The organism is Ruegeria sp. ABF4_144 (genome assembly GCF_056160045.1).
In genome coordinates this window covers 2,408,603-2,420,264 of sequence record NZ_JBSWWK010000001.1, presented here as the reverse complement: position 1 = coordinate 2,420,264, position 11,662 = coordinate 2,408,603, and the positions used below count along the sequence as shown (strand labels likewise).

The following is an 11,662-nucleotide window of genomic DNA, read 5'->3' as shown; positions in this document are numbered from 1 at the left end:
TTTCCCCTCTTTCCCTTGCCGCCATATCCTCTATATCGCGCAGCACGGAAAATGAGGATGCAATTGCGTATTCGTTTTGATCAGGGCCCGGCCGGGCAGGGAACCACTTTTGACCGGCCCGCACAGGTGATCCGCGCTGATACGGCGGACGACGTGCTCCACGCGTTGGAGGCGCTGGATGAGGCGCGTGCGGATGGCGCATGGCTGGCGGGCTATGCCAGTTATGAGCTGGGCTATGCGCTGGAACCTCGTCTGGCCGACCGTATGCCACAGGATCGCCGCTTGCCGCTGCTGTGCTTTGGCGTCTACGATAGACCCGAGCAACGTGATATGCCTGCGGCTGCGGGTGGTATCACCGGTTTTGAGCCGCGCTGGGACGAGGCCCGCTATACAAGTGCCTTTCACCAGGTCCATGACGCCATCGGGGCCGGCGATATCTATCAGGCCAACCTTACCTTTCCCATTGACCTGACCGTCGAGGGCGACTGCGCTGCGCTTTATGCCGCTTTTGCAGGCGGACAACCGGTGGGTCATGGTGCGCTGGTTCAGCAGGATGGTCTGCCCGATCTTCTTAGCCGCTCGCCCGAGCTATTCTTTCGCACAGACGCAGATCGGATGATCGAAACCCGCCCGATGAAGGGCACCCAGCCCCGCAGCGAGGATATGGCCGAAGATGCGCGTCGCCGCGCCTTCCTGTCCATCGACGAAAAGAACCGGGCCGAGAACCTGATGATCGTCGACCTGCTGCGCAATGATATCAGCCGTGTCGCGCTGCCCGGGTCCGTCAAAGTACCCGAGCTGTTCAAGGTCGAGACCTATGCCACCGTGCATCAGATGATCTCACTGGTGCAGGCGCAATTGCATCTGGGGGCCGAGCTGTCTGATATTCTGATGGCGCTGTTCCCCTGCGGATCGATTACCGGGGCACCGAAAATCCGCGCGATGGAAATCCTGTCGGATCTCGAACCCTGGCCCCGCGATATCTATTGCGGCGCCATTGGCTGGGCCGCACCTGACGGACGGTCTGAGTTCAACGTGGCGATCCGCACGCTGATGGTCGAGGATGGCAAGGCAACGCTGAACGTGGGTGGTGGCGTGGTCTGGGATAGCACGGCCCCATCCGAATATGAGGAAGCACTATGGAAAGCCCGCTTTGCGCACCAGCTGATCCTGACTTCCGCCTGATTGAAACGCTGGCCTTTCGGCCGGGACAGGGATTTGTGCGGCGCGACCGGCATCTGGCCCGCATTTCGCGTTCGGCGAGATCGTTTGGTTTTCCCTTCGATAAGGGGTTGGCCGTCGAAAAGCTGGAGGCGGTGGCCGGAGCATCTCCGCTGCGCTGCCGTCTGACGCTGGCCACAGCGGGGGAGATGGACGTGACGACCGGGGCGCTGGCCGACAACCCTCCGGTCTGGCGAGTGGAGATTGCTCAGACACGCCTGACTGCAGATGACATCTGGCTGCGGCACAAGACAACCCAACGTGCGTTATACGATAGCGCTCGTGCGTCCTTGCCTCAGGGCATAGACGAAGTTCTGTTTCTCAACGAACGCGATGAGCTGTGCGAAGGCACGATCACCAACCTGTTTCTACATATGCCCGATGGCCGTCACCTAACGCCTGCCGTGTCCAGCGGCGTGCTGCCGGGAGTCCTGCGCGAAGAACTGCTGGATAATAAACAAGTTACCGAAGCCACCCTGACCTTGACCGACTTGAAAAACGCATCAAAAATCCAAATGGGGAATTCGTTGCGTGGTCTGATCCGGGCGGAGTTGGCAGAACAGTGAGCAAACAAACCGATTGGGCAGACAGCGCGGCCCCGCATCTGCGGTTGCGGCTGGAATTTTGGCTTTTCTTTCTAGCCGTCCCGGTGCTGATCGCGGTGTTTTTCCCTCCGAACTGGATGTTTCCGTCGCTGTTTGCCTTCACGGCCTTCGGCATCGTGCTGCTACACTACACACCCGGCTTTTCCTGGGCCGAGCTTCGGTATAACTGGCGCAACTGGTCCTGGGGCGAAGTCGCCCTGTTTACGATTGCAATGACCTCTTTCTGCGCCGCACTTGTGATGGCCACCCGGCCCGAGGCGGCGTTCTTCCTGCTGCGTAACCGGCCCGAGTTTCTTCTGGTCATATGGCTGGGCTATCCCCTGCTGTCGGCCCTGCCACAGGAGCTTTTATTCCGCTCGCTGTTTTTCCGCCGCTATCACGCAATCCTGCCAAACGGACGGGCGGCTTACCTGTTGAACGCGGCACTTTTTTCACTCGCGCACCTGATGTACTGGAGCTGGATCGTCGCCGTCATGACATTTGCCGGAGGGTTGCTGTTCACCTGGGCCTACCGCAAACGCGGATCGTTTTTCTACGCGGTCCTGCTGCACGCGATTGCAGGGAACATCATCTTTGCTGCGGGTCTGGGCATCTATTTCTACTCGGGCAACGTGCAAAGGCCGTTTTGAGCGGCATACCTGCCTTGACTTTCCAAGCCTGACGGGGTGTATCGGCGCGACGAATTCTGCGCCCGAAGGGATATGATCCATGCACGCCTATCGCAGCCACACCTGCGCCGCTCTGACCGCCGCCAATGTCGGTGAAACCGTCCGCCTGTCCGGTTGGGTGCATCGTGTCCGAGATCATGGCGGCGTTCTGTTCATCGACCTGCGCGACCATTTCGGTGTGACGCAGGTTCTATGCGACGGCGACAGCGCCGCCTTTGCCGAGCTTGAGAAGGTGCGCTCTGAATGGTGTATCCGTATCGACGGCACCGTCAAAGCGCGCGATCCCGAGCTGGTGAACCCGAAGCTGCCCACCGGTGCAGTCGAAGTTTATGTGCGCGAGCTGGAAGTTCTGGGCGCTGCCGATGAGCTGCCACTGATGGTCTTCGGCGATCAGGAATATCCTGAGGAAACCCGCCTGCGTTATCGCTATCTGGACCTGCGCCGCGAGGCGATGCAGCAGAACATGACCCTGCGTTCTGACGTCGTGGCCTCTATGCGCAAACGCATGTGGGATCAGGGCTTCCGCGAGTATCAGACGCCGATCATCACCGCATCCTCGCCCGAAGGCGCGCGCGATTTCCTGGTGCCCTCGCGTCTGCATCCGGGTAAGTTTTATGCGCTGCCGCAGGCGCCTCAGCTGTTCAAGCAGCTGATCATGGTGTCGGGCTTCGACAAGTATTTCCAGATCGCACCATGCTTCCGTGACGAAGACCCCCGTGCAGACCGGTCGCCCACCGATTTCTACCAGCTTGACCTTGAGATGTCGTTTGTCGAGCAGCAGGACGTGTTCGACACCATCCAGCCCGTTCTGACCGGTGTGTTCGAAGAGTTCGGCGGTGGCCGCAAGGTTGATCAGGAGTGGCCGCAGATTTCTTACAAGGACGCGGCGCTGTGGTACGGCACCGACAAGCCTGACCTGCGTAACCCTATAAAGATGCAAGTGGTCTCCGATCACTTCCGCGGGTCCGGATTCGCGATCTTCGCGAAGCTGCTGGAGCAGGAAGGCACCGAAATCCGCGCTATTCCGGCGCCGACTGGTGGTAGCCGCAAATTCTGTGACCGCATGAATGCTTTCGCCCAGAAAGAGGGTTTGCCCGGCATGGGCTACATCTTCTGGCGTGATCAGGGCGAAGGCATGGAGGCCGCTGGCCCGCTGGCCAAGAACATTGGCCCTGAGCGCACCGAGGCGATCCGTCAGCAACTGGGTCTGGGCGTTGGCGATGCCGCGTTCTTCCTGGGCGGCAAGCCAAAGGCCTTTGAAAAGGTGGCAGGCAAGGCGCGCGATGTGATCGGCGACGAGCTGAACCTGACCGAAAAAGACCGCTTCGCCTTTGCTTGGATTGTGGACTTCCCGATTTACGAGCAGGACGAAGAATCCGGTGCAATCGACTTTGAACACAACCCATTCTCGATGCCGCAGGGTGGATTGGAAGCTCTGAACGGAAACCCGTTGGACGTGCGTGGCTATCAGTATGACCTGGCATGTAACGGCTATGAGCTGGTGTCGGGTGCAATCCGGAACCACAAACCCGAGATCATGCTGAAGGCGTTCGAACTTGCAGGCTATGGCGAGGATGAGGTGAAGTCCCGCTTTGGCGCGCTGTTCAGCGCTTTCCACTACGGTGCCCCACCGCACGGGGGCTGTGCTGCCGGGATCGACCGGATCGTGATGCTGCTGGCCGATGAGGCCAACATCCGCGAGGTCATGATGTTCCCGATGAACCAGCGCGCCGAAGACCTGATGATGGACGCGCCATCGGATCCGACCTCGGATCAGTTGATGGAGCTGGGATTGCGCATCATCCCGCAGGATTAATCAACGGCCCGTCGCAGACCCTGCGGCGGGTTTTTCTTTTGATTGGGGGGCCGCGCCTGAGAGCGTTGCCAAGCACAAAGGGCAGGGGCGTGCACCACGCGCCCTACGAATACTCCGAGCTGTTGTTCTGGTCTGATAGTAAGCCCAGATGCTCAGTATCGTGGCCGTCAGAAAGTATGCCGTCGCCATCTCAGATCGCCTCACGCTGTTCCAGACGGGCCTGCACGATACCGGCAACCTGCGCGGTTAGCGCGGTAACGGGCGACCCGGATGCACGGGAGTCCGCCAGCTTTTGCGCCGCATCGGCCAAAATCGTATCCTCGGCATCACGGGCAACGCCGCGCAGGAACTGTGCTGCATAGTCCAATGTGCGATGATCGTTTGGGCCGGCCAGAACGTCTGCGATATGGGCCATGTCGTCCTGATAGGCCATCGGATCGGGGCGGATGACCTCATCCCGGACCGCATGCAAGCTGTTGGGTCGGCGATCCTCGGGCAGGCTTTCCAGAATGAACTTCTGAAAGTACGAAAGTGATTTCAGAGGTTTGTGCAAGAAACCGTCGGCTCCGGCCTGCAGCGCAGAGGCCTGCGCATGATCATCGCCGGACATCCCCAGAATGGCACCGATACGGGGGCTCGCCTCGGCCAGTTCGGCAATAAGTTCGGCCCCTGAGCCATCTGGTAAGCCGATATCCACCAGAATGACCGAAGGGCGATAGATCTGCAGGTGACGCCGTGCCGAGGTCAGACAATCTGCGCGCCGGATGCGGGCGCCGCTGTGCAAACACATCAGCCGGATCGCGTCACAGGCATAGCGGCTGTCTTCGACAACCAGAATGGTTTGGCCCAGCAGAGGCCGCGTGGCCGTCGGCTGCGCGGGAGAGGCGAAGGGGCTCGAATCGTCCATAGCAGAACTCCTAATCAGCAGATGCCCCACGCTAGGAAGATCTGGCTAACACGACGTTAACGGCAATTTGGCGCACTTGTTCTTTGACAAAACAGCCCCCATAACCGCTGCAACGCAGAACGGAGGAGAATTCCATGATTGGTCGTCTGAACCATGTTGCCATTGCTGTGCCTGATCTTGAGGCCGCATCCGAGCAGTATCGCAGCGCATTGGGTGCCAAAGTTGGAGCACCGCAGGACGAACCCGATCATGGTGTGACCGTGGTGTTCATCGAATTGCCCAACACCAAGATCGAACTGCTCTACCCGCTGGGTGATGACAGCCCGATCAACGGCTTTCTGGAAAAGAACCCGGCCGGCGGCATTCATCACGTCTGCTATGAGGTCGATGACATCATCGCCGCACGCGACCATCTGAAGGAAACTGGTGCCCGCGTTCTGGGATCCGGAGAGCCCAAGATTGGCGCGCATGGCAAGCCGGTGTTGTTCCTGCACCCCAAGGACTTTAACGGCTGCCTGGTCGAGCTAGAACAGGTTTAACCCAAGCGAGGCTGTCATGACGATTACTGCTGCACTGGTCCTGTTTGCCGTCATCTGGTTCATGACGCTTTTGGTTGTGCTGCCAATACGCATCAAGACGCAGGGCGATCTGGGCGATATCGTGCCGGGCACCCATGCAGGTGCGCCGGAAGTGCATCACATGAAGCAAAAGCTCTGGATCACCACCGGGATTTCGGTGGTGCTCTGGGCGATCATCGCGGGGATCATCATCTCGGGCGTGATCTCGGTGCGCGACTTCGACTGGCTGAACCAGCTAGAGCCGCGCCAGTAAGCGTCAGGGCGTTGGCCCCGACAGCTTGTGGTAGATGTGGGTGAAGGTTGCGGCCCCGAGGATCGGGATCACGAGGTTCACCAGCGGTACCGACAGCGGGATCGCCATCAGAGTGCCAGCCAGCCAGATAGTGGGCATATGCTTGGCGCGGAGTTTGCGGGCCCCGTCCCGCCCAACGCGGCGCATGGCGGCCAGAGTGAAATATTCTCGGCCCAGCAGAAATCCGTTCATTGCCCAGAAAATGAAGGGGGCCAGCGGCGTGAAGATCGCATAGAGGATCAGGGCCAGCAGGTTGGCGATGATCAGCACGCTCATGAACTCTGCCGCGTCGCGTAACCCTTCGCTGAACGGGATCCCGGGCACGGTGGGCAGGGTAGGATAGTGTTTGTCCTCAACCGCTTGCGCAACCTCTTCCAGAAACATCGAGATGATGGCCGAGGCGACAGGCATCATCAGGAATACCGGCAGGATCAATACTAAAAAGATGCCGGAATAGTTCAGCACGTCGTTCAACCACGGCACGGCACCGATCCAGGGCAGCGAAATCTCGTCCCCCGACAGCCAGTTGATCAGCCAGATGGCACCGGCACAGGCGGCGATCAGCAAAACAATCGTCAGACCAACGCCGCGCAGCAGTACGGCGCGGAACCTGGGGTCTCCGATCTGACCTAATGCCGCAAAGAACGCGTTGAGGATCATCATTCCGAGAGCCATTCGGTCAGCGCTGCAACATCCGGGCGGGGGCGTTCGGGCGGGGCATTGCCTTCGGTCGCAATGTGGATCAGACCGGCGACGCGTTCGTTGTCCTGCAGGCCAAAGGCCTGACGGCAGAATTCAACGTCATGAGTTTGCCAGCCGGACAACCAGTTCGCGCCCCAACCAGCCGCAAGGGCAGCATTCAGAAGGGCCAGACACACGGCGCCCGCCGAATAGGTCTGTTCGATGGGCGGGACTTTTTCCGAAGGCTTCTGAACCTCGATCACTGCGACAGCCAGATGGCCCATGTCGAACTGGCTGCGGGCCTTTGCGATGTCCTCGGGTGCTTTGCCCAGTCGCGTGCCGCAATCCTGTGTCAGCGCCGACAAACGGTCCATTGCGCCCTTTTCTAGCACGATAAAGCGCCAAGGTTCCAACTTGCCGTGATCCGGGCTGCGGGCGGCGGCGGTCAGCAGGGGGAGCAGTTCTTCCCGCGTTGGGGCCGGTGCCACCAAAGTTTTCGCGGGGCGCGACCGGCACGTTTGCAGAAATTCCAGGGCGGCCGGGTTATTCAAGGACATATGTTAACTTCCTTTACATGGGCAGTCTGTATCTGGTTGAGCATCTGGCGCGTTTCAAGTGCAAACAGCTGGAGATGCGGGATCAATTTCATTCCCCGGCCCACCGTGCAAGAGTATTTGCAAGCAAGAGGTCCAAGATGGCGAAACCGAAACTGCGTGATGTGCCGGATTTAAGCGCACATGCCACTCCGGGCACTGCGATTCCGGTTCGGGTGACACCCAAGGCCGCGAAGGACAGCATTCTGGTGGACAAAGGCGCAATTCGCGTCACCGTGACTGCCCCGCCGGAAAACGGCAAGGCGAATGACGCGGTACGCAGGATATTGGCCTTGGCGATGGGCGTAGCCCCATCCGAGGTTACCCTGAAACAAGGGCAGACCGCGCGCGACAAGCTGTTTGTCTATTCGCCCTGATCCGGCCTTTCGTGGATCTGATAAACGCCCTCGGGCAGATCCAGCGCGGCGGCCAGATCGCGCACCTGTTCGGGCGATAGGGTTATTTTCTGAATTTGGTCCGTGCGAGGGTCCAATTGCTCAAGCGTCACACATTCGGCGAAGCTGTTGATGACGACATCCTCTTGCAAAGGCTTTGGGCCTTCGTCCACCAGAGTAACGACCGTCGAGTCGAATTCATGCTCAATCGAAAACATGACGCCAAAGTGCAGGGCGTCGGGCGGCAATGCAACCCGTTCCCTTACAATCGCGCGGTGGCAGTCCTGCGCAGGTCGCGCTATGGTTTTTCAAACGGGATCGCCGTTTCAAAGGAATATGAATGCGCCGTCTGACCTTTTTACTGCTTCTTCTGGTGCTGGCGGCTTGCGGCGCCTGTGCCATGCGTGTGCAACCAGCGGCGGAATGGTCCCAGGATTCGGATGAGTTCCAGGTCGATGCGCAAACCTTTCAGGAAATCAGCCGTGCAGTTGGCAAAGAAGCCCGCGCCGAATGTTTGCGCCAGGCACGGGTCAGCAATTGCGATTTCACCATTCTGGTCGATTTGAACCCACGTGCACCGGTCAATGCCTTTCAGACACTAGATGACAAAGATCAGCCGGTGATCATTTTTACCCGTTCGATGATCCAATCCGCGGAAAACGCTGACGAACTTGCCTTTGTGATGGGGCACGAGGCCGCGCATCACGTATTGGGCCATATTGCACGGCAATCGCAAAATGCAAGGGAAAGTGCGGCGATCTTCAACGAGTTGGGCGAACTATATGGCGAGGATGGTGAAGAGCTGGAGCGCGTGCAGAAACTGGGTGCCGAAGTGGGCGTTCAGGTGAACGTCAAAGCTTTCGAGCTGGAAGCGGATCAGTTGGGAACAATCATCACCCACAACGCAGGGTACAACCCACTAATCGGCGCGAAGTACTTTGACCGTCTTCCCGATCCGGGAGATCAGTTTCTGGGCACCCATCCGCCCAATGCCGAACGCGTCCAGATTGTGCAGGATACAGCAAGGCAACTGGGTCTCACACAATGACAACGTTGACACGGTTGGGCGTGATCCTGACGGATCGCGGGTCAAAATACGCGGTATCGGGCGCGACAGTCAGCAGCCGCGCGGATGTTGATGCAGTGCTGCAGGACCTCAAGTCAGACAAGGCCTATGCCAAGGCCACGCACAACACATGGGCGGCTGTGTTGCCGACTGGTGCTCTCAAGGCGGATGACGGCGAAAGCGGTGCGGGCATGGTGATCCTGCGCATGTTGGAACGCGCCGGAATAGAAAGCCACGTAGTGATCGTCACCCGCTGGTACGGCGGAAAGAAGCTGGGCGGAGATCGTTTTCGCCGGGTACAGGACGCCACCCGCGCCTATCTGGATCACATCGGAGTGGGGCCTTGACCTGAATCAAAGGCCCGTAGAGGGTGTTGAGCTATCCTGTTCCTGACGCGTAACAGGAAAGGATCTTCGATGCCCAACCGAGAAGTTCTGAAACTCCATGCTGGTCTGGTGGACCGGATGGCCTCCAAACTGGGGTTGGATTTGCAAGAGGCTGCGATCGATGGAGACGTCTCGATCGACCAGTTGTCCGATGCAGTTCTGAGCTGCACGGACTGCCCGAACCCCGGACATTGCCAGCGTTTTCTGGACCAGCCCGCGTTGGTGGCCCGAACGCCGGAGTACTGCCGCAATCAGGAACTGCTCAATAAATTGATGCCGTAACGACCGGAGAAACCCATGCCGCCTCTCGGAGAGATCATGACCCACCTGCGCCTTGTCCTGCATATGGGACAGGTGACGGGAACGGACATGGTCGACGCGCATCAGAGAGGACACCTGAGCCAGCAGGACTGGGCAGAGATGATTCAGCATTGCCGGGGCTGCAACTGGGCCAACCGGTGCCCAGACTGGCTGGAACGGCATGAAACTGTAGACGATGCTCCGCAGACCTGCAGAAACCGACAGCGGTTTGCGGCGCTGAAAACGCAACTAGAGCAGGAAACAGCATGACACGGTCTGTTCTGGGGGATGTTGAAAAACACTTCTGGCTCACCCGGTCCGTGGCGCGGTGCATGAATATCTCACTTACAGAAGCAATGGCCGAAGGTCGCCTGACACCGAATCACTATGCCGAATTGGTGACGCGCTGCCGGGCATCGCATTGCAGCGGCCAATGCGCGATCTGGTTGTCCGAGCAGCAGTCAAAGGCCCAGGCTGCCCCTGACTTCTGCGCCAATGCCGATCAGTTGAACGCCTTAAAGCTCTGATCAGACCTTGGCGTGTGTCCCGTCGCACAGCGGCGGTTTCGAACTGTGTTTGCATCCACAGAAAAAGACCTTTTTGCTGCTATCTGCCGTGTATTTGACCGGCTCGAACTCCGTGCCCTTGTGGGATCCGTCGCAAAAGGGCTGCCGCTTGGACTGGCCGCACGCGCACCAGAAATAGCTTTTTCCTTCGGTCACCTCGACCGGGAAGGGGCTTTTTTGCGCAATGGTGGGGTTGTCTGACATGTGGCTACTCCGTCTTTGGCTAATGTCAGCTCAACAGTGTAGTCCGATACGCTCGAAACGGTAGCTTTTGCTCATAAATCCGCTGTTTTAGAGGGGGTTGCCAGCGTGGTTCCGCCTTTACTCACAAACGCGTGATTGATTTCGTTGCAAAAATACAATCAAGGCCCTATTCTGTGCTCGGCCCCGAATTCTTGGGCAATATCAGGAAATTAATAGAGGAATGACGGACATGAAACTTAAATTTGCTGCCGTTGGTGCATTTGCCCTTGTTTTGGCTGCTTGCTCACAACAAGAAGAGCCGGCACCGGTTTACATCACGCCTGAGTACGACAAGTTTGGCACGCCGAGCTGTCCGGCAGGAACCGAACTGGCCACGACAGAAGCGGGTCAAACCGTCTGTAACCCGGTCGCACAATAAGAATACCGCGGGCGGCTTGCTGCCAAAGCCGCCCGCACAAATATCATCGATATGGCCGCCCATGGGGCGGTTTTTTCTTGTCTGTCGGACGCTATTCCGGTTTCAGTTTCAGCCACAAAAAGTCGAGGGCAGATGAGAACCTTTTTTACCCGTCTCAAGGATCGCACCCGCTGGAGCTGGCAGGGCATCGTCGCAACATGGCATGCAGAGTACTCGTTCCGGTCTTGGGTCTGGGCGAACCTGATATCCGCAACACTGGCCGTTTTGCTGCCGCTGAACGATGGAATACGTGCGCTGATACTGGTTTTTGGGCTGCTTGTTCTTGTGGCGGAACTGTTCAATACCGCAATTGAGCGAGCCGTTGATCACACCTCGACCGACCATAATGCGCTGGCTGGTCAGGCTAAGGATGCCGCCAGTGCAGCCGTTGCATTGACGGCCGTGGCCACAGGAGTCGCATGGGTTGTCGGCCTTGTCAGCCTGCTTTGAGGTAAGTCGCTACGGCTTTACCCGCCAAAGCGATACCCCCGGCGCTGAATGCCGTAGTTTTGTGGAATGTGGTAGGGCGAGACGTGTCGTCTGGGAAAGCCTCGCACTGCGCGGTGGTGCCGTTTTATCGGCTTTGCGTAATACACTTTGGGTTTTCGATAGTAGGCCTTGGGCTTTTTCTTGTGGTGATGAGCCTTGCCCTTCGGGTGATGCACTTTGGCCTTGGGGTAATAAGCTTTGGGTGCGCCGTAGTACCTGTGCACATTGTGCGTGCTGCGCAGGTGGAGGCTCAGTGATTTGGAGCCGACTGCAATGAACCCGCCCGAGCTGACGTTTTCAGCAACAGCGGGCGCAGCATAAAGCTGCGCGGCAAGGATCACTATTAGAAACTTCGGGCCAAAGGGGCGCTGACAGGACATCGAACCCTCCTTCACACAAGGCGGAATGTCCTGTCATGATCCACGAATCGCGCGGCAA

Annotated in this window: 20 protein-coding genes; 14 read left to right on the top strand and 6 right to left on the bottom strand. The window is 58.6% G+C overall.

The annotated features are described in order from the left end of the window. Positions 1-57 precede the first annotated feature (57 nt). From ACXAGD_RS12170 to aspS, 4 genes are all read left to right on the top strand, one after another. On the top strand, positions 58-1,185 hold the full coding sequence (locus ACXAGD_RS12170) for an aminodeoxychorismate synthase component I (RefSeq protein WP_475210951.1): 1,128 nt from the start codon (positions 58-60) through the stop codon (positions 1,183-1,185). Then, positions 1,140-1,787 carry an aminotransferase class IV family protein gene (locus ACXAGD_RS12165; RefSeq protein ID WP_475210949.1) on the top strand — a complete coding sequence of 216 codons (648 nt, stop codon included), beginning with the start codon at positions 1,140-1,142 and terminating at the stop codon, positions 1,785-1,787. The genes ACXAGD_RS12170 and ACXAGD_RS12165 overlap by 46 nt, the downstream gene beginning before the upstream one ends. Next, entirely contained in the window at positions 1,784-2,455 is a 672-nt protein-coding gene (locus ACXAGD_RS12160; protein WP_475210947.1) for a CPBP family intramembrane glutamic endopeptidase, read from the top strand. Before ACXAGD_RS12165 ends, ACXAGD_RS12160 begins: the two co-directional genes overlap by 4 nt. 79 nt (positions 2,456-2,534) lie before the next feature. Continuing rightward, on the top strand, positions 2,535-4,310 hold the full coding sequence (gene aspS, locus ACXAGD_RS12155; protein WP_475210945.1) for an aspartate--tRNA ligase: 1,776 nt from the start codon (positions 2,535-2,537) through the stop codon (positions 4,308-4,310). A 190-nt stretch (positions 4,311-4,500) separates the two neighbouring features. On the opposite strand, the gene ACXAGD_RS12150 is transcribed toward aspS, so the two are convergent. Continuing rightward, a complete protein-coding gene (locus ACXAGD_RS12150) occupies positions 4,501-5,217 on the bottom strand; it encodes a response regulator (protein WP_475210944.1) in 717 nt (238 codons plus the stop codon). 134 nt (positions 5,218-5,351) lie between these two features. On the opposite strand from ACXAGD_RS12150, the gene mce reads away from it, so the two are divergent. After that, a complete protein-coding gene (mce, locus tag ACXAGD_RS12145) occupies positions 5,352-5,756 on the top strand; it encodes a methylmalonyl-CoA epimerase (protein WP_170325901.1) in 405 nt (134 codons plus the stop codon). A gap of 16 nt (positions 5,757-5,772) precedes the next feature. Beyond that, the gene (locus ACXAGD_RS12140; protein WP_475210943.1) at positions 5,773-6,048 is read left to right on the top strand and encodes a DUF1467 family protein; all 276 of its coding nucleotides are present in this window, start codon (positions 5,773-5,775) and stop codon (positions 6,046-6,048) included. A gap of 3 nt (positions 6,049-6,051) precedes the next feature. On the opposite strand, the gene ACXAGD_RS12135 is transcribed toward ACXAGD_RS12140, so the two are convergent. Further along, the gene (locus ACXAGD_RS12135) at positions 6,052-6,762 is read right to left on the bottom strand and encodes an EI24 domain-containing protein (protein ID WP_475210942.1); all 711 of its coding nucleotides are present in this window, start codon (positions 6,760-6,762) and stop codon (positions 6,052-6,054) included. Beyond that, complete coding sequence (locus ACXAGD_RS12130; protein ID WP_475210941.1) at positions 6,747-7,325, bottom strand: nitroreductase family protein; 579 nt, start codon at positions 7,323-7,325, stop codon at positions 6,747-6,749. The genes ACXAGD_RS12135 and ACXAGD_RS12130 overlap by 16 nt, the downstream gene beginning before the upstream one ends. A gap of 137 nt (positions 7,326-7,462) precedes the next feature. On the opposite strand from ACXAGD_RS12130, the gene ACXAGD_RS12125 reads away from it, so the two are divergent. Then, positions 7,463-7,738, top strand: a complete 276-nt coding sequence (locus tag ACXAGD_RS12125) for a DUF167 domain-containing protein (protein ID WP_475210939.1) — start codon at positions 7,463-7,465, stop codon at positions 7,736-7,738. On the opposite strand, the gene ACXAGD_RS12120 is transcribed toward ACXAGD_RS12125, so the two are convergent. Next, on the bottom strand, positions 7,726-7,974 hold the full coding sequence (locus ACXAGD_RS12120; protein ID WP_475212586.1) for a hypothetical protein: 249 nt from the start codon (positions 7,972-7,974) through the stop codon (positions 7,726-7,728). The two genes, ACXAGD_RS12125 and ACXAGD_RS12120, sit on opposite strands and share 13 nt — an antisense overlap. 122 nt (positions 7,975-8,096) lie before the next feature. Between ACXAGD_RS12120 and ACXAGD_RS12115 the strand changes: the two genes are divergently transcribed. The 5 genes from ACXAGD_RS12115 (at position 8,097) to ACXAGD_RS12095 (ending at position 10,035) form a co-directional block, all read left to right on the top strand. Further along, positions 8,097-8,804 (top strand): M48 family metallopeptidase, encoded by a 708-nt coding sequence (locus ACXAGD_RS12115; RefSeq protein ID WP_475210938.1) that lies wholly within the window; start codon positions 8,097-8,099, stop codon positions 8,802-8,804. Then, a complete protein-coding gene (locus ACXAGD_RS12110; protein WP_475210937.1) occupies positions 8,801-9,169 on the top strand; it encodes a YigZ family protein in 369 nt (122 codons plus the stop codon). The genes ACXAGD_RS12115 and ACXAGD_RS12110 overlap by 4 nt, the downstream gene beginning before the upstream one ends. Positions 9,170-9,238: 69 nt before the next feature. Beyond that, entirely contained in the window at positions 9,239-9,490 is a 252-nt protein-coding gene (locus tag ACXAGD_RS12105) for a DUF6455 family protein (RefSeq protein ID WP_475210935.1), read from the top strand. Between the two features lie 15 nt (positions 9,491-9,505). Next, complete coding sequence (locus ACXAGD_RS12100) at positions 9,506-9,778, top strand: DUF6455 family protein (RefSeq protein ID WP_475210933.1); 273 nt, start codon at positions 9,506-9,508, stop codon at positions 9,776-9,778. Continuing rightward, entirely contained in the window at positions 9,775-10,035 is a 261-nt protein-coding gene (locus ACXAGD_RS12095) for a DUF6455 family protein (protein WP_475210931.1), read from the top strand. Before ACXAGD_RS12100 ends, ACXAGD_RS12095 begins: the two co-directional genes overlap by 4 nt. On the opposite strand, the gene ACXAGD_RS12090 is transcribed toward ACXAGD_RS12095, so the two are convergent. After that, positions 10,036-10,278: a CDGSH iron-sulfur domain-containing protein gene (locus ACXAGD_RS12090; RefSeq protein WP_475210930.1), complete on the bottom strand. Its 243-nt coding sequence runs from the start codon at positions 10,276-10,278 to the stop codon at positions 10,036-10,038. Between the two features lie 229 nt (positions 10,279-10,507). Here ACXAGD_RS12090 and ACXAGD_RS12085 point away from each other — a divergent pair, with 229 nt between their 5' ends. After that, positions 10,508-10,696: a hypothetical protein gene (locus ACXAGD_RS12085; RefSeq protein ID WP_170347886.1), complete on the top strand. Its 189-nt coding sequence runs from the start codon at positions 10,508-10,510 to the stop codon at positions 10,694-10,696. A gap of 132 nt (positions 10,697-10,828) precedes the next feature. Continuing rightward, positions 10,829-11,185 (top strand): diacylglycerol kinase, encoded by a 357-nt coding sequence (locus ACXAGD_RS12080; RefSeq protein ID WP_475210928.1) that lies wholly within the window; start codon positions 10,829-10,831, stop codon positions 11,183-11,185. A 17-nt stretch (positions 11,186-11,202) separates the two neighbouring features. Here ACXAGD_RS12080 and ACXAGD_RS12075 read toward each other — a convergent pair whose 3' ends face one another. After that, complete coding sequence (locus ACXAGD_RS12075; RefSeq protein WP_475210927.1) at positions 11,203-11,604, bottom strand: hypothetical protein; 402 nt, start codon at positions 11,602-11,604, stop codon at positions 11,203-11,205. Positions 11,605-11,662: the final 58 nt, after the last annotated feature.